The organism is Caulobacter sp. CCH9-E1, from assembly GCF_001556515.1.
GTDB lineage: Bacteria > Pseudomonadota > Alphaproteobacteria > Caulobacterales > Caulobacteraceae > Caulobacter.
In genome coordinates this window covers 1-16,054 of the sequence record NZ_LSJA01000204.1, presented here as the reverse complement: position 1 = coordinate 16,054, position 16,054 = coordinate 1, and the positions used below count along the sequence as shown (strand labels likewise).

The window sequence follows — 16,054 nt, the reverse complement described above, 5'->3', positions numbered from 1 at the left end:
GGACCGTCCGAGTAACCCCCTCGAACCTGTCCCCGCTCGATCGCCCCCCGCCGCCGCAAATGGTCGCTGGCCACGCGCCCTTTCCTCGCGACGAGGTGAAGACAGAATACGGCAGGTTTCAAAGGGTAGGATAAGTTGGCGCGAACGCTCGTCGAGCGCTCATGAATCCCTCTCTCTTCGAGAGAGGGAGGGGCCCATGCGAAGCATGGGAGGGTGAGAGGTTTCACCCTTTCCGGACAGGGCGGTGATGGACAAGTAGCTGAAACGGCTGAGAATTGCGGCGGACCGCGTAACCACTCATCCTCCCGCGCCTGGCGGCGCGGGCCCCTCCCTCTCTCTAAGAGAGAGGGTTTTTCATTCCCGTCTCCCGACGAGCGTTCACCCCTGAGGCTTCATCTTCAGCGGCAGGCCCGCCGCCACGAAATAGACCTCGTCCACGGTCGCCGCCAGGCGCTGGTTCAATCGGCCGGCTTCATCGCGGAAGCGGCGCCCCAGCGGCGTCTCCGGCACGATGCCCAGCCCGACCTCGTTGCTGACCAGCCAGAGGCGGGCGGGGCAGGCCGCGACGGCCGCAACGAGTTCCGCGCACGCCGCCTCGACGTTCCGTTCGGCCAGCATCTGGTTCGACAGCCACAGCGTCAGGCAATCGACGACGGCGATCGCGTCGGCGGGGAGGCCGCTGATCGCGGCGGCGAGCTCCAGCGGCGCCTCGACCGTGACCCATGATTCGCCGCGATCGGCCTGATGGCGGGCGATTCGCTCGGCCATCTCGTCATCGAAGGCCTGCCCCGTCGCGATCATCACCGTTCGACCTCCGCCGGCCTCGGTTTCCGCCGCTCTCTGGGCGAAGCCGCTCTTTCCCGAGCGCGCGCCGCCCAGCACCAAGGTCGCGGTCATGAAAGCTCCACATTGACGGTGTGCGACGCAGCATATAGGCCATGCGTCGCGTCAGGCTCCTCGAAAGAGGATTAAAAGGGAACGAGGTTCAAGACCTCGGCTGCCCCCGCAACTGTAAGCGGCGAGCTCTAGCGCCATAGGCCACTGGGTCCCTCGGGACCTGGGAAGGCGGCGCCAAGAGCATTGACCCGTGAGCCAGGAGACCTGCCCGGCGCGGTCGTTCATCGCTCGGCCGGGGTGCGCCGAACGAACGGGATCTCCCGAGAAACGACAGTCAAAGGACCGCGCGACGGTCCGTGTTCGCGCGTGGTCCGCCTCGCGCGAGCCGGTTTGGCGCGTGGGTCGTTCAGTAGGGGAAGTAGAACCATGATCCGAGCTTTTCTGAGCTCCACCGCCTTAGCCACCACCCTGATCGCCGGCGCGGCGTTCGCCGATGATCAGAAGGCCCCCGAGGCCGACGTCGCCGGCGCGACCGGCGCCAACGGCGTCGCCCAGGTCGTCGTCACCGCCACCCGCACCGCCCAGCCGATCGAGAAGGTCGGCGCGTCGGTCACCGTCCTGACCCAACCGGCCATCGAGGCCAGCCAGGCCATCTCGGTCGTCGAGCTATTGGCCCAGACGCCGGGCGTCAGCTTCACACGTAACGGCGGACCCGGCACGACGACCGGCCTCAACATCCGCGGCGCCGAGACCCAGCACACCGTCGTCCTGATCGACGGCGTCAAGCTGAACGACCCGTCCTCGACGCAAGGAGGCTTCAACAGCGGCAACCTGCTGGTCGGCGACATTTCCCGTATCGAGATCCTGCGCGGCGCCCAGTCGACCCTGTGGGGCAGCCAGGCCATCGGCGGCGTGGTCAACATCGTGACCGCCGAACCCACCGCGCCGTTCTCCAGCTCGATCGACGCCGAGGCGGGCGCGCGCAAGACCGGCTACCTGCGGGCCGGCGTCGGCGGCGCTGGCGACAAGATCACCTGGCGCGTGGCGGGCGGCTACTACACCACCGACGGCTTCTCGGCCTACAAGCCGGGCAAGGAGAAGGACGGCTACCAGAACGCGGGCCTGTCGGGCCGCCTGCGGGTGGCCCTGGCCGAGAACGTCTCGGCCGAGGTTCGCTCGGTCTATTCCAAGGGCAAGAACGACTTCGACGGCTTCAACGTCGACAGCCCCGAGTTCGGCCGCACCGAGGAGCTGGTGATCTATACCGGCCTGAACTTCGGCCTGCTGGACGGGCGCTGGAACAACCGGGTCGGCTACGCCTACACCGACACCGACCGCGAGAACATCAATCCGGCCCGGCCCGCCGTGCCGCTGACCTTCGACGCCGCCGGCAAAAACAAGCGCTGGGAATACCAGGGCGTCTTCGCGGTCACCGAGACCGTGACGGCGACCTTCGGCGCCGAGACCGAGAAGGCGCGGATGCGCACCCGTTCGCCCTCGGTCAGCAAGCCGAACCCTGACTTCGCGACCGGCAAGGTCGGCGTCGACAGCGTCTACGGCCAGCTCCAGGCCGAGGTCGTTCCTGGCCTGACCCTGACCGCCGGCGTCCGTTACGAGGACCACGACACCTATGGCAGCCACACCCTGGGCCAGGCCTCGGCCGCCTGGGCGCTGAACGAGGGGAACACGGTTCTGCGCGCCAGCTTCGGCCAGGGCTTCCGCGCCCCGGGCCTCTACGAGCTGTTCAGCGAGTACGGCAACCTGAACCTGTCGCCCGAGGAGTTCGACAGCTGGGACGCCGGGATCGAGCAGCGCTTCCTGGGCGGCAAGGCCCGCGCCATCGTCACTTGGTTCCACCGCGAGGCCGACAACGAGATCCGCTACTTCTCGTGCACCGGCGGCGCCGATCCGCTGTGCGCGCCGGGCGGCGTCTCGCGCTGGGGCTACTACAGCAATGTCCAGAAGACCAAGACGCAAGGGCTTGAACTGATTGGCGAATATAAGCCGGTCGACGGCCTGACCCTGACGGGCAACTACACCTACACCGACGCGGAAAACGACTCCGGCGCCAACAAGGGCAAGCAGCTGACGCGCCGTCCCAAGACCATGGGCAACCTGTCGGCGACCTATGTCTGGCCGGTGAAGCTCTCGACCACGGTGGCGGTCCGCTACGTGGGCAAGACCTACAACAACGACGCCAACACCCAGGAGGTGAAGGACTACTCCCTGGTCGACCTGCGCGCGTCCTATCCGCTGAAGGATGGCCTGGAAGTCTTCGGCCGCGTCGAGAACGCGTTCGACAAGGACTACCAGACGATCCTGAACTACGGGACGCCTGGCCGCGGCGCCTTCGTGGGCCTGCGGGCGCGCTTCTAGAGTTCGGAGATGGCGTCGATCCCCCACCTCGGCGCCTTCCGACATGGCGGCCGTCTCCGCGAGGCGATGGCCGCCTATCCGGACGTGCGCGAACCCTGGCTGGATCTTTCAACCGGGATCAATCCCGAGCCCTGGCCGGGCGCGCGCGCGCCTGACCGCGCCCTGCGATCTCTGCCCGATCCTTCCGCCCTGGCCGAACTGGAAGCGGTCGCCGGCCGCGCTTTTGGCGTCGCCGATCCCCGACGGGTCGTGGCGGTCGGCGGCGCGGACATCGCGCTGAGGCTGCTGCCGCTTCTGCTGAACGAGGGCGGCGTCGCCCTGGTCGCGCCGATCTACGGCGGTCATGCCGAGGCCTGGGCCGGCCGAAAGCCGCAGATGGTCGCGACGATGGACGAGCGCCGCGCGGCGGAGGCGGATATTCTTGTCCTGGTCAATCCGAACAACCCGGACGGCCGGCAAGTCGGGCGAGACGCGCTGGCGGCTCTCGCCGCGGCGCGATCCGCCCGCGGGCGATGGACGATTGTCGATGAGGCCTTCGGCGAAACCGCGCCGCACCTCACCGTGGCGGATCTCGCGATTGAGCGTCTGGTCGTGCTGCGCTCGTTCGGCAAGTTCTACGGCCTGCCCGGAGCACGGCTAGGATTTGTCATCTGCGGCAATCTCTTGGCGCAACAATTTCGTGTTGTTCTGGGAGATTGGCCTGTCTGCGCTGACGCCTTGGCTCTGGGCCTCGGCGCCTATGCCGACGAGGCCTGGCGCGCGACCACCGCGGCCTGTCTGGCGACCCAGGCTCGCAATGTCGATGCGGTTCTCAGCGCGGCCGGGCTCGGCGTCGTCGGCGGCTGTGATCTCTTCCGCTGGGTCGAGACGTCCGACGCGCATCGGCTGTTCGCTGGTCTCTGCGCTCGGGGCGTCCTGACACGGCCGTTCGCGGAGCATCCGACGCGGCTGCGTTTCGGCATTCCTGCCCGCGACAACCTGGAGCGGCTGCGCCGGGCGCTGCAGGCGGTGCGCCATGCGGCCTAGCCGTCGGACAGTCATGGGGGGCGCCATCGCCCTCGGCGCGGCGACGCCAGCCATCGCCGCTCCCCGGCGCGTGGCCTCGTTGAACGCCTGTCTCGACGCCATGCTAGTGCATCTGGCCGACCGGTCGCAGATCGCCGCCCTCAGCCACTACGCCCGCGAGCCGCACGGCTCCACCGTGGCGGCCGAGGCCCGGACGCTGCCGTTCACCTGGGAGACCGCCGAGGAGATCATCGCGCTGCAGCCGGATCTCGTCCTGGCCAGCCAGCACTCGGCCCTGGCCACCCGCAACGCGCTAAAACGCCTGCACGTCCCCGTCGAGCGCTTCGCCGTGCCCAAGACGATCGCCGAGAGTCTCGACCAGGTCCGGCGCGTGGCCCGCCTGATCGGCCGTCCCGAGCGCGGCGAGCAGCTGGTCGCCCGGATCCAGGCAGCCATCGTCGCGGCGAGGCCGCGTCCCGGAACGCGCCGGCTGAGCGCTTTGATCTATCAACCCAATGGCTTCGCGGCGGGACCTCACACGTTGGCGGACGAGATGATGACCCTGGCCGGCTTCGACAATGTCGCGCGGCGTTATGGCTTGAAGTCCTGGGGCAATGTTCCGCTTGAGCTGCTGCTGGCCGATCCGCCGCAGGTTCTGCTGGTCGGGGTTCCCGCGCCGGGCGCGCGCAGCTGGGCCGACCGGGTCATGACCCATCCGGCCCTGGGCGCTCTGAAGGGGCGAATGCAGCAGGTCCGCTTTCCCGAGCGGCTGCTCTATTGCGGCGGGCCGGTGCTGATCCAGTCCGCCCAGGCCATGGCCCACGCCCGCGCCGAAGTCCTGGGAGTGACGGCATGAAGACGCGATCGATATGGCTCGTCTGCGGTGCGCTGGCGGCGACGCTGGCCTTGCTGTTCGTCGTCAGCCTCTGCGCGGGAAGGGTCTGGGCGCCCTGGAGCGCCTGGGTCTCGAACGGCGCCGATCCTCGCTGGGCGATCGTCTTCGGCCTGCGGCTGCCACGCACCATCCTGGCGCTGCTGGTCGGCGGAGCCCTGGGCTTGAGCGGCGCGGCGCTGCAGGGCTACACCCGCAATCCGCTGGCCGATCCTGGCGCGTTGGGCGTGTCTTCGGCGGCCGCCATGGGCGCGGTGCTGACGCTCTATCTGGGAACCGCGGCCCAGGCGAGCTGGATCTTGCCGGCCGCGGCGATGGTCGGGGCGGGCCTGGGCGTGGCGGCGCTGCTGGCGCTGGCGGGCGTCACCTCCAGCATCGTCACCTTCATCCTGGCCGGCTTCGTCGTCCAGACGGTCTGCACGGCGGGCATCTCGCTGGCGCTGAACCTGGCGCCCAACCCCTGGGCGGTCGACGAGATCATCAGCTGGGTCATGGGCTCGTTGGCCGACCGCAGCGTGGAGGAGGTCAGAATCGCCGCGCCGGGCGTCGTCGCCGGATGCCTGGTCCTGCTGACCCAGGGCCGCGCGCTGGACGCCCTGACGCTGGGCGAGCAGGGCGCCCAATCGCTGGGCGTCAGCCTGACGCGCACCCGCCTGCTGCTCGCCGTCGGTGTCGCCCTCGCCGTTGGCTCGAGCGTAGCCGTGACCGGGGTCATTGGCTTCGTCGGCCTGATCGTGCCACACCTGCTGCGGCCCTGGGTCGGCTCGCGGCCGGGCGCGGTGCTGCTGCCGTCGCTGCTGGGCGGCGCGGCCCTGACCCTGGGCGCTGACATCCTGGTCCGCCTGACCCCCGCCGCCGAGGAGGTCAAGCTGGGCGTCGCCACGGCCGTCCTGGGCGGGCCTTTCTTCCTCTGGATGCTGATGGCGATGCGCAGGAGGCTGGCGTGAGCGACGATCTTTTCGCCGAAACGGTCAGCCTCAGCCTGGGTGGTCGCGCGGTCCTCAACCAGGTCACTGCTCGCTTTCGCAAGGGCGAGCTGATGGCGATCGTCGGGCCGAACGGCGCGGGCAAATCCAGCTTGCTGAGCTGCCTGGCGGGCTTGCGACGGCCGGACAAGGGACGCATCAGCCTGGACGGCGCCGTCGTCGCGGATATCCCGGCGCGCAGCCGGGCCCGGGCGATGGCCTTCCTGGCCCAGACGCCGGAGATCGCCTGGGACGTCGATGTTCGGACCTTTGTCGGCCTGGGGCGCACGCCGCATCTGGGCGCGTTCGGGCCTAGCGCGGAGGACGCCGTGGCCATCGATCAGGCGATCGCGATGACCGGCCTCGACGATTTCGCCGAACGCGCGATCACCCGGCTGTCGGGCGGCGAGCGGGCGAGGGCGCTGATCGCGCGCGCTCTGGCGGGCCAGACCGATTGGCTGCTGGCCGATGAGCCGTTGACCGGTCTAGACCCCGGACACGCGTTGGATGCCGTGGACCTGTTCCGCCGGCTGGCGCATGACGAGGGCAAGGGCGTCGTCGTCACGCTGCATGACCTGACCCTGGCGGCCCGCTTCGCCGATCGCGTGCTGCTGCTGGACCGGGGCTGCCTGGTGGCGGACGGCCCGCCAGGCCAGGCCCTGACGCCCCAGGCGCTGGCCATGGCCTATGGCGTCCAGACCCGCACCCACGTCGGCGCGGCGGGGCCGCTGATCGAGATCCTGCGCCGTGTGGACTAGTCCGTGGATCGTGCTGAGCGCGGCCGCTCTGGAAGCCGCGGTCGGCTATCCCGAGGCGCTGCACCGGCGCGTTCCACATCCCGTCGTCTGGATCGGCGCATTGATCACGAGACTGGAGGCGACGTTCAATCGCCCGGACTGGAGCGATGCCGCCCGGCGCCTGGCCGGCATGGCGACGCTGCTGACGATAATCCTCGTCAGCGGTCTGTCCGGCTGGCTGCTCGCGCGCTTTGGCGGTCCGATCATCGTCGTGATCATCGGGACCCTGGGGCTGGCGCAGCGCAGTCTCTACCAACATGTGTCCGCTGTCCTGAGGCCGCTGCAAGCCGGCGACCTGGTCGCGGCCCGCGAGGCGGTCGGCATGATCGTCGGTCGCGACGTCCAGCGCCTGGACGCCGGCGAGGTCGCCGCGGCGGCGATCGAGAGCCTGGCCGAAAGCTTCAACGACGGCGTGGTCGCGCCGATCTTCTGGTTCGTCATCGCCGGCCTGCCGGGCCTCTTTGTCTACAAGGCTGTCAACACCGCCGACAGCCTGATCGGCCACCGAGAGCCGCGTTGGCGGGCGTTCGGCTGGGCCTCGGCGCGCTTCGATGACCTCTTGAACCTGGCGCCTGCGCGGCTTGCCGGCGCCCTGATCGCGCTCGCCGGACGCGGCGGCTGGTCTACGATGCTGCGCGACGCGCCCAAGCACGCCTCGCCGAACGCCGGCTGGCCAGAGGCGGCGATGGCCGGCGCGCTGGGCGTGCGACTGGGCGGCGCGGCCTGGTATGACGGCGAACGGTCCGACCGCCCCGTGTTCGGTGATGGCCAAGAGGTCCAAGTCTCGGACCTGTCGCGCGCGCTGCGCATCTACCTGCTGGCCTGCGCGATCCTGTGGCTGCTTCTGGCGTGCGGAGGGCTGGCATGGCCGCGTTGATGATCCAGGGTTGCGGCTCCGACGTCGGCAAGTCGGTTCTGGTCGCGGGTCTCTGCCGGCTGTTCGCCAATCGCGGCCTGACGGTCCGCCCGTTCAAGCCGCAGAACATGTCCAACAACGCCGCCGTCACCGCCGGGGGCGGCGAGATCGGCCGCGCCCAGGCGCTGCAGGCCATCGCCTGCCGGACCCCGCCGACCGTCGACATGAACCCGGTGCTGCTGAAGCCGCAGAGTGATGTCGGCGCCCAGCTGGTGGTGCGCGGCCAGATGGCCGGAACCTGGAAGGCCAGCGGCTACCAGGCGCGCAAGGGTGAATTGCTGGATGTCGTCGTCGAGAGCTTCCGGCGCCTGGAGGCTGAAAGCGATCTGGTCATCGTCGAAGGGGCGGGGAGTCCGGCCGAGATCAACCTGCGCGCCGGCGACATCGCCAACATGGGCTTCGCGCGCGCGGCGGGCGTGCCCGTGGTGCTGGTGGGCGACATCGACCGCGGCCATGTGATCGCCGCCCTGGTCGGCGCCCACGCGGTGCTGGACGAAGGCGACCGCGCCATGGTGCGCGGTTTCCTGATCAACAAGTTCCGCGGCGATCCGGCGCTGTTCCAGGACGGCCGCCGGATGATCGTCGAGGCGACGGGCTGGCCGGACCTGGGCATGGCGCCCTGGCTGACGGCGGCGCGACGGCTGCCGGCCGAGGATGCGGTCGTGCTGGATGGCGCGCCTCGTCGGGACGGGCGCAAGATTCGCATCGTTGTCCCCATGCTGTCGCGCATCGCCAATTTCGACGAGTTCGACGCCCTGCGGACCGAGCCCGAGGTCGATTTCGCTTTCGTGCCGCCCGGCCAGCCGCTGCCCGGCGACGCCGACCTCGTCATCCTGCCGGGGACCAAGGCGACGCTGGCGGACCTGGCCTTCTTCCGCGCGCAGGGCTGGGACATCGACCTCTTCGCCCACGTCCGTCGCGGCGGTCGTGTGCTGGGCGTCTGCGGCGGGTTCCAGATGCTCGGGCGTCGCCTGTCCGATCCCGGGGGCGTCGAAGGCGCGTCGGCCTCGGTGGAAGGTCTGGGCCTGCTGGACGTCGAGACCGTGATGACCGGCCAGAAGACTTTGCGTCAAGCCGCCGGTCGGCTGTCCGGAGGCGCGCGCTTCGAGGGCTATGAGATGCATGTCGGCCGCACGACGGGCGGCGCGCGGCCGATGCTTTGGTTCGACGGCGGCGGCGAGGACGGCGCCATGTCGGCCGACGGCAAGGTGCGCGGCTGCTATATGCACGGCCTGTTCGACACCGGCGAGGCGCGCGCCGAGCTGCTCGCCGAACTGGGCGCGGTCTCGGATCGCCTGGACCAGTCCACGCGCGTCGATCAGGCGCTCGACGACATCGCGGCCGCCCTGGAGGCGGCGTTCGACATTCCCGCCCTGGCGGCCATCGCCGGCCTGGAGACCTTCTGATGAACCTGCCCGCTGTTTCCCCGGTCGACCTCGCCGGCGCCGAAGTCCTCCGCGCCCAGCTTGACGCCAAGGCCAAGCCGCTGGGCGCCCTGGGGCGGGTTGAGGAACTCGCCACGCGCCTGGGCCTGATCGCGGGCGGTCCGCCGCCGTCGTTCGATCGCGCGCTGTTGCTGGTCTTCGCCGGAGACCATGGCATGAACGTCGAGGGCGTCTCGGCCTATCCCTCGGCCGTCACCCAGGCGATGGTGGCGACCTTCTTGGCCGGCAAGGCCAGCGCCAACGCCTTCGCCCGCGCCGTCGGGGCGGAGCTGCGGGCGGTCGACGCCGGCGTCGACGCCGAACTGGCGCCGCATCCGGTGCTGGTGGACGCCAAGGTCCGACGCGGAAGCCGAAACGCGGCGGTCGAGCCCGCCCTGACCCTGGCCGAGGCCGAGCAGGCGCTGGCGCGCGGCGCCGACATCGCTCGTCAGGCGATCGGGGAGGGTTTCGAAATCCTCGCTCTAGGTGAGATGGGCATCGGCAACACCGCTTCGGCGGCGCTGTTGACGCACCGCCTGGCGCCCGCGCCGTTGGCTGATTGCGTCGGACGAGGGGCGGGTCACGACGACGCCGGCCTAGCGCGCAAGACCGCCATCCTCGAGCGGGCCGCCGCGCGCAACGGCGCGACCGAGCCGTTGAAGGTTTTGGCGGAGTTCGGCGGCCTGGAGATCGCCATGATGGCCGGCGCGATCATCGGCGCGGCTTCGGCCAAGGTTCCGATCCTGGTCGATGGCTTCATCGTCTCCGCCGCCGCCCTGGTCGCGATCCGGCTGGTCCCCGAGGTCAAGGATTACTGCGTCTTTTGCCACCGCTCGGTGGAGCAGGGGCATGGCCGGTTGCTGGCGGCCCTGGAGCTCGATCCGCTTCTGGCGCTGGACCTGCGTCTGGGCGAAGGGACCGGCGCCTTGCTCGCTCTGCCGCTGGTCAGGGCCGCCTCGCGCCTGCTGAGCGATGTCGCCAGTCTGGACGACGTCTTGAACGGGCGGCTCTGAGTTGCGTTGGCTGGCTCGCCAGGCGCAACTGCTGCTTTGCGCCGCCCAGTTCCTGACCCGGGTTCCGACGCCCGCGTTGAAAGGGTTCGAGACGGATTGGATCACGCGAGCCGCGCGGTATTTTCCTCTGGTCGGGCAAGGTGTTGGCGCGATCTCCGCAGGCGTCTTCGTCCTCGGCTTCCACGTCTGGGGCGCGGGCGTGGCGGCGGTGCTGGCGCTAGCGGCCGGCCTGCTGGTCACGGGCGCCTTCCACGAGGACGGCCTGGCTGATACGGCCGACGGCCTAGGCGGCGGCCAGACGGCCCAGCGTCGCCTGGAGATCATGAAGGACAGCCGCATCGGGACCTACGGCGTCTGCGCCCTGGTTGTCGCCCTGGGGCTGAAGGCGACCATGCTGGCGAGCGTCTCGGCCCAGGTCGGCGCCTTGGCCCTGCTGGCCGCGCACGGTGCTGGACGAGCGGCGGCCGTCGTTGTGATGCGGGTGACGCCCTACGCCCCGTCTGGCGAGCCCGGCAAGTGGAAGCCGACACCGATGGGCGTGCGGACCAGCGAGACGGTTGTCGCTCTGGTCATCGCGATCTGGCCGCTGCTGCTTCTGCCCATGCCCGCCGTCGGCTTGGGCCTGGCGCTGGGGAGCGTCGCGGCGCTGCTTCTGGCGCGGACATCCATCCGTCTGATCGGCGGCCATACCGGCGATGTGCTGGGCGGCGTCGAGCAGGTGTTCGAGGTCGGCTTCCTGCTGGGCGTGGCGGCGCTGGCGTGAGGCTGATCGTCTGTCCAGGCTCGGCTGTCGAAACGCTGCTGGCGCGCGAGCCGGTTGATCACGTGCTGACGCTGGTTTCGCCGGACGCCGAGGTCGGCGCGCGCGCGGTCCCGGCGACCGTGCTGCGCTTCAACGATATCACCGAACCGCGCGCCGGCCTGGTCGCGCCACACGCCGAAATGGTCCACGCGATCATCGCCTTGGGGCGAGAACTTCCGCCCGATGCAACCCTGCTGGTCCACTGCTTCGCCGGCGTCAGCCGCTCGCCCGCCGCCGCCTATGTCCTGGCTTGCGCGGCGAGCGTTGCAGGCGATGAGCGCGCCATCGCCCAGCGGCTGCGCGAGGCCTCGCCCAAGGCCACCCCCAACGCCCTGATGGTCTGCCTCGCCGACGAGATCCTCCAGCGCGGCGGCGCCATGCGCGAGGCGATCGCGGGGATCGGGCGGGGGGCGGACGCCTATGAAGGCGACGTAATCGACTGGACGTTAAGCGGTTCCGCTCGCGCCTAGGTTCGGCGACGAGATCGCCCGCCCCGGAAATTGATGGGACCGCTAACAATCGCCGTGACAGCCGCTGCAGAATTTGTAGGAGTAAAGCCGAGCCGCGCCACAAGCGGTCGAACAACAAATATTGGGAGCGAGAACGATATGGGGTTCTTCGGTAAGAGAGGCGGCCGCGCGGGAGTCCTGGCGACAGGCTTGGCGATGGCTTGGCTGCTGGCTTCGCCCGCCTCGGCGCAGAACGACAAGATGACGCCGATCGCGATCCCGGCGCAGCCGAACGCGATCACCTTGAACACCGGCCCGCTGCCGGGCGCCGCGAACGCCGAGAGCTGGCACAGCCAGTACGGCAGCGTCTTTGCGCGCAACGTCACGGTCGCGACCCTGACGCCGTTCCTGCCCGATCCCGCCAAGGCCACCGGCGTGGCCGTGATCGTGGCCCCCGGCGGCGGCTTCCGCACCCTGTCGATGGAGAACGAGGGCTGGGACGTCGCCAAGGCCCTGGCGGACAAAGGCGTCGCCGCCTTCGTGCTGAAGTACCGCCTGAACCAGACGCCGGCCGACATGCCCGGCTTCGAGGCGTCGATGAAGGCGATGTTCTCGGGCGTGGCGCGCGCGCCGCGCATGGACCCGCAGTCGGCGGTCACGGCGCTGCAGCCTCAGTTGGCCGACTCCCGCGCCGCCTTCGCCCTGATCCGCTCGCGGGCGGCTGAGTGGCATGTCGATCCGGACCGCATCGGCATGGTCGGTTTCTCGGCCGGCGCCATGCTGACCCTGACCACGACCCTGGCCGTGGAGGACGCCAAGCCGGCCTTCATCGGCCTGATCTACGGCTCCCTGGCGCCGGCGACCGTGCCGGCCAACGCGCCGCCGATGTTCTTCGCCCTGGCGGCGGACGACCCTCTGTTCGGCAACAGCGGCTTTGGCCTGATCGAGAGCTGGCGCGCGGCCAAGCGGCCGGTGGAATTCCACCTCTACGAACAGGGCGGCCACGGCTTTGGCATGTACAAGAAGAAAACCACCAGCACCGGCTGGTTCGACGCCTATGTCAGCTGGATGGCGATGCACGGCTATATGAGCAAGAAGTAGGACCTCGCTCTCGTGTCATCCCGGAAGCCTCGAAGAGGCTATCCGGGACCCAGGGGCAGACGCATTGCCGCTAGCCCCTGGGTCCCGGGTCGGCTTCGCCGCCCGGGATGACACGCGATATTGGACAAACAGAAGTGTCCTAGGGCACGGGGACCTCGAACGGGCCGACCGGCAGGCCGGCGTCGTCGAACAGATTGACCACCGGGCTGTCGGCCCAGGCGTAGCGGACGCGGTCCACGGGCTGGCCGTCGCCGCTCAGCATCACCTTGTCGCCCTGGACGCGCGCATTGGCGAAGCGACAGACGCCGCCGCCGCAAAGCTCGAAGCCGATCGCCACGGCGCCGCTGCGGGGCGCGAGGGCGCCCGTCACGTCCTTGAAGGTCAGGGTCACACCGCCGACGGCGTCGCGGGCGGCCGAAGCGATACGCGGTCCGGACGGCGCGACGGCTTCGCCATAGGCCACGGCGCGCATGGCCCGCGCGGCGCGACGGCCGACCTCCTGCTTTTCGCCGGGATGGATGTCCAGCGGATCGCCATGGTCGATCGTCACCACCACGGCCGCGTGGCCGTCGGTCTCGGCGACGCGGCGCTGGACGTCGCGGACGCCCGCCCAGCCGCTTTCCACCGGACGCTTGGCGGTGGCGCCATAGGCCGAGAGCTGCACGATGGCGAACGGCAGGTTCGGCGTCTCGAACCGCGCGCGCCAGTCCTTCAACATGGCCGAGAGGCGACGGTCATAGCCGGGCAGGCCGGTGTCGGACTCGCCCTGGTACCACGCCACGCCCGCCAGGCTGACCGGGCCCAGGGGCGCGATCATGCCGTTGTAGAGCGTGCCCGCGCCGTTGATGTCGTCCCAAGGCGAGCGCGGCGCGTTCGACGTCGAGCGCCCGGCCGGCGCGTAGCGCCAGCCCTGGTCGAGCGGCAGGCTGGTCCCGTCGTCGAACCGCAGCTGCATCGCGCTGGCCGGTCCCAGAATGCCGCCGTCGGCATAGACGTTGTCGGCGTTGACCAGGATGACGTTGCGGCCCTCGCGCAGCACGCCGGTCTTCAGGCGATACTGGCGCGCGCGGCCCAGGCTGGTGCCGCCGACCGGCTGGCCGTTGATCCAGGTGCGGTCCGCGTCGTCGATCGCGCCAAGGTTCAGCACCGAGGCCTGACGGGCCTGCTCGGCGGTCAGCACGATCTCGGTCTTGAACCAGACCATGCCGAGATAGCCCTTCATCTCGGGCAGGCCCCAGCGGCTGAAGGGGCCGACGACGGGGACGGACTTCCAGGCCAGGCCCGCGTCGTCGCGCCAGGGCTCGCGCCCCTGGGCGAGGCCGGAGGTGTCGCGCCACCAGGTCTCCCACTGGCTGGCCGCGGCCTTTTCCGCCGTCGCCGTGTCGCGGGTGTAGAGGGCCAGGGTCTTGGCGGGCTCTCCCAGGCCCGCCTGCTCCAGGCCGTCGGGCGAGAGCCAAGCCGACTGGCGCGAGCCGCCCCAGCTGGCGTGGATCAGACCGATCGGCGCCTTGGTCGTCTCGCGCAGGGACTGGCCCATGTAGAAGCAGACCGCCGAGAACTTGCCGATCGTCGCCGGCGTCGCGGCCGTCCAGGCCGGCGGGACGTCGAACCTGTCCTGCGGCGCGAAGGCCAGGCGCTTGGGAACCGTCATCAGGCGGATCTGGGGATCGTTGGCGCCGTAGATCTGGAAGCTGTTCTGCGACTGCTCCGTCGTCATCTCCATGTTGCTCTGGCCCGAGCACAGGAAGACGTCGCCGATCAGCAGGTCGTCGATGACCTGTTGGCCGCTGGGCGCGTCCAGCAGCAGCCGGTAGGGACCGCCGGCTTCGAGCGCGGGGAGCGTCAGACGGAAGCGTCCGACCCTGTCGGCCTGGGCGCTGACGGTCTTGCCGGCGAGGTTGGCCGAGACCGTCTCGCCGGGCAGGGCCTTGCCGGTCAGGATGATCGGCCGGCCGCGCTGCAGGACGGCGTGGTCGCCCAGGGCGCCGTCGACGATGGGCGCGGCCAAGGCGGAGGTCGCGAGCGCCAGCGCGGCGGCGCTGGCGAGGAGAGCCTGGATTCTCAAATTGTCCTCCTACTTCGGCAGCGCCACGGCCTGGGCGACCGCGAAGTCGGCCGAGCGGCTGGCGACGCCGGTCCCAGGCTGCCCCGAACCGACGCTGACCTTATAGGCGCCCGTCACGACCTGGCGCCCCCCTTCCGCATCGACCGAGCTCAGGTCGCGCGGCGACAGCGAGAAGGTCACCGACTTGGCCTCGCCGGGCTTCAGGTTGATGCGCTGGAAGCCGCGCAGGGCCACGCGCGGCGCGCCCGGTGTGTTGGGGAAGTTCAGATAGAGCTGGGCCACCTCGTCGCCGGCCCGCGCGCCGACATTGCGGACGGTCGTGGTGACCCGCAGGCCCTGGCCCGCGTCGCCCTTGACCGGCTCGACCTTCAACGGCGCATAGTCGAAGCGCGTGTAGCTGAGACCGTGGCCGAACGGATAGACCGGCTGGCCCGTGAAATAGCGATAGGTTCGCCCGTCCATGCGGTAGTCGCCGAACGGCGGCAGGTCGTCGACCGACTTGTAGAAGGTCAGCGGCAGGCGGCCCGACGGGTTGGTCTTGCCGGTCAGGACATTGGCGATGGCCAGGCCCCCGGACTGGCCCGGATACCAGGCCTCCAGGATCGCCGAGGCATTGTCCTTGGCCCAGGAGAGGTTCAGCGGGCTGCCGTTCATGGCCACCACGACCAGCGGCTTGCCCAGCGCCTTGGCCTGCTCCAGCAGCGCTTGCTGGTCGGCGGGGATGTCGAGCGTGGTCTTGTCGCCACCCTTGAAGCCGGGGATCTCGACCGGAGACTCCTCGGCCTCGAGGTCAGAGGTCAGGCCGACCACGGCGACCAGCACGTCGGCCTGGGCCGCCGCCGCCTTCAGCTCGGCGGTCGGGTCGGTGGCGACGCGCTTCCAGACGAGATCAACGCCGGAGAGCGCGTGGGCCTCCGACATGACCTCGATCGCGTAGCGGCGACCTTTCTCCAGCTTGATCGTCTTCATCGTCGGCAGGCTGCCCCAGCCGGATTTCTTGAGGTCCGCGAAGGGCTTGCCGTCCAGCTTCATCTCGCCGTTGAAGCCGGTCAGGCCCAGGCGATAGGTCCCCGTCTCGGGCGGAACCAGGAAGCCGGTCCAGATCACGCGATGGTGGTCGAGCACGCCGGGCAAATCGAGGCTGCGAGCGGCGACATTGGCCTCGACGCGGCTGGCGACCGGCTGGTCGGCGTAGCGCATCTTGGCGACGATATCGCCGAAGGTCCCCGGCTCGAAGCGCTTGGGCGGCGTCTCGGTCGGGTTGTAATAGCGCGCCTGCAGGCCCGGCTTGCCGTCGGGCGTGCGCAGGGCCGAGGTCGGCACCTTGTCGCCGTCGGTGTAGGACGGCCCGAACGGGGCGTAGGCCACCTTGGCGCCGGGCAGGACGCGGCGCAGGCCCTCGACCACCGAGA

The 16,054-nt window shown here is 70.0% G+C and carries 14 protein-coding genes, 1 pseudogene and 1 riboswitch; of the genes and pseudogenes, 12 read left to right on the top strand and 3 right to left on the bottom strand.

All coding sequences use genetic code 11. From position 1 onward, the window contains the following. Nucleotides 1-217, top strand: a pseudogene (locus tag AX690_RS23965) (hypothetical protein); the annotation flags it as partial. 161 nt (nucleotides 218-378) lie between these two features. Here the strand turns inward: AX690_RS23965 and cobU are convergent. After that, a complete protein-coding gene (cobU, locus tag AX690_RS23970; RefSeq protein WP_066683740.1) occupies nucleotides 379-897 on the bottom strand; it encodes a bifunctional adenosylcobinamide kinase/adenosylcobinamide-phosphate guanylyltransferase in 519 nt (172 codons plus the stop codon). A gap of 36 nt (nucleotides 898-933) precedes the next feature. Next, a riboswitch (cobalamin riboswitch) is annotated at nucleotides 934-1,124 on the top strand. A 139-nt stretch (nucleotides 1,125-1,263) separates the two neighbouring features. On the opposite strand from cobU, the gene AX690_RS23975 reads away from it, so the two are divergent. The 11 genes from AX690_RS23975 (at nucleotide 1,264) to AX690_RS24025 (ending at nucleotide 12,577) form a co-directional block, all read left to right on the top strand. Then, a complete protein-coding gene (locus tag AX690_RS23975) occupies nucleotides 1,264-3,213 on the top strand; it encodes a TonB-dependent siderophore receptor (RefSeq protein ID WP_066683738.1) in 1,950 nt (649 codons plus the stop codon). A 9-nt stretch (nucleotides 3,214-3,222) separates the two neighbouring features. After that, the gene (locus AX690_RS23980) at nucleotides 3,223-4,239 is read left to right on the top strand and encodes an aminotransferase class I/II-fold pyridoxal phosphate-dependent enzyme (RefSeq protein ID WP_066683737.1); all 1,017 of its coding nucleotides are present in this window, start codon (nucleotides 3,223-3,225) and stop codon (nucleotides 4,237-4,239) included. Continuing rightward, nucleotides 4,229-5,074 (top strand): ABC transporter substrate-binding protein, encoded by an 846-nt coding sequence (locus AX690_RS23985; protein ID WP_066683736.1) that lies wholly within the window; start codon nucleotides 4,229-4,231, stop codon nucleotides 5,072-5,074. Before AX690_RS23980 ends, AX690_RS23985 begins: the two co-directional genes overlap by 11 nt. Continuing rightward, a complete protein-coding gene (locus AX690_RS23990) occupies nucleotides 5,071-6,057 on the top strand; it encodes an iron ABC transporter permease (RefSeq protein WP_082769442.1) in 987 nt (328 codons plus the stop codon). The genes AX690_RS23985 and AX690_RS23990 overlap by 4 nt, the downstream gene beginning before the upstream one ends. After that, nucleotides 6,054-6,833: an ABC transporter ATP-binding protein gene (locus AX690_RS23995; protein WP_066683735.1), complete on the top strand. Its 780-nt coding sequence runs from the start codon at nucleotides 6,054-6,056 to the stop codon at nucleotides 6,831-6,833. The genes AX690_RS23990 and AX690_RS23995 overlap by 4 nt, the downstream gene beginning before the upstream one ends. Continuing rightward, a complete protein-coding gene (cbiB, locus tag AX690_RS24000) occupies nucleotides 6,823-7,749 on the top strand; it encodes an adenosylcobinamide-phosphate synthase CbiB (RefSeq protein ID WP_066683734.1) in 927 nt (308 codons plus the stop codon). Before AX690_RS23995 ends, cbiB begins: the two co-directional genes overlap by 11 nt. Further along, a complete protein-coding gene (locus AX690_RS24005) occupies nucleotides 7,737-9,194 on the top strand; it encodes a cobyric acid synthase (RefSeq protein WP_066683731.1) in 1,458 nt (485 codons plus the stop codon). Before cbiB ends, AX690_RS24005 begins: the two co-directional genes overlap by 13 nt. Beyond that, nucleotides 9,194-10,225 (top strand): nicotinate-nucleotide--dimethylbenzimidazole phosphoribosyltransferase, encoded by a 1,032-nt coding sequence (gene cobT / locus AX690_RS24010; protein WP_066683729.1) that lies wholly within the window; start codon nucleotides 9,194-9,196, stop codon nucleotides 10,223-10,225. The genes AX690_RS24005 and cobT overlap by 1 nt, the downstream gene beginning before the upstream one ends. A 1-nt stretch (nucleotide 10,226) precedes the next feature. Beyond that, a complete protein-coding gene (cobS, locus tag AX690_RS24015; protein WP_066683727.1) occupies nucleotides 10,227-10,988 on the top strand; it encodes an adenosylcobinamide-GDP ribazoletransferase in 762 nt (253 codons plus the stop codon). Next, complete coding sequence (locus tag AX690_RS24020; RefSeq protein ID WP_066683725.1) at nucleotides 10,985-11,497, top strand: tyrosine phosphatase family protein; 513 nt, start codon at nucleotides 10,985-10,987, stop codon at nucleotides 11,495-11,497. The genes cobS and AX690_RS24020 overlap by 4 nt, the downstream gene beginning before the upstream one ends. 195 nt (nucleotides 11,498-11,692) lie before the next feature. Further along, nucleotides 11,693-12,577 (top strand): alpha/beta hydrolase, encoded by an 885-nt coding sequence (locus AX690_RS24025; RefSeq protein ID WP_231732089.1) that lies wholly within the window; start codon nucleotides 11,693-11,695, stop codon nucleotides 12,575-12,577. Between the two features lie 139 nt (nucleotides 12,578-12,716). Here the strand turns inward: AX690_RS24025 and AX690_RS24030 are convergent, their stop codons facing one another. Next, a complete protein-coding gene (locus tag AX690_RS24030; protein WP_066683720.1) occupies nucleotides 12,717-14,642 on the bottom strand; it encodes a sialate O-acetylesterase in 1,926 nt (641 codons plus the stop codon). Between the two features lie 9 nt (nucleotides 14,643-14,651). Beyond that, on the bottom strand, nucleotides 14,652-16,054 hold a 1,403-nt coding region (locus tag AX690_RS24035; RefSeq protein WP_197426747.1), incomplete at its 5' end, for a glycoside hydrolase family 3 C-terminal domain-containing protein.

What these genes read in the sequence shown, in the direction of transcription:
- AX690_RS24025 (WP_231732089.1), top strand. Translation starts at nt 11,693, where the DNA reads ATGGCTTGGCTGCTGGCTTCGCCCGCCTCGGCGCAGAACGACAAGATG.
- AX690_RS23975 (WP_066683738.1), top strand. Translation starts at nt 1,264, where the DNA reads ATGATCCGAGCTTTTCTGAGCTCCACCGCCTTAGCCACCACCCTGATC.
- AX690_RS23980 (WP_066683737.1), top strand. Translation starts at nt 3,223, where the DNA reads ATGGCGTCGATCCCCCACCTCGGCGCCTTCCGACATGGCGGCCGTCTC.
- cobU (WP_066683740.1), bottom strand. Translation starts at nt 897, where the DNA reads ATGACCGCGACCTTGGTGCTGGGCGGCGCGCGCTCGGGAAAGAGCGGC.
- AX690_RS23985 (WP_066683736.1), top strand. Translation starts at nt 4,229, where the DNA reads ATGCGGCCTAGCCGTCGGACAGTCATGGGGGGCGCCATCGCCCTCGGC.
- AX690_RS24005 (WP_066683731.1), top strand. Translation starts at nt 7,737, where the DNA reads ATGGCCGCGTTGATGATCCAGGGTTGCGGCTCCGACGTCGGCAAGTCG.
- AX690_RS23990 (WP_082769442.1), top strand. Translation starts at nt 5,071, where the DNA reads ATGAAGACGCGATCGATATGGCTCGTCTGCGGTGCGCTGGCGGCGACG.
- cobT (WP_066683729.1), top strand. Translation starts at nt 9,194, where the DNA reads ATGAACCTGCCCGCTGTTTCCCCGGTCGACCTCGCCGGCGCCGAAGTC.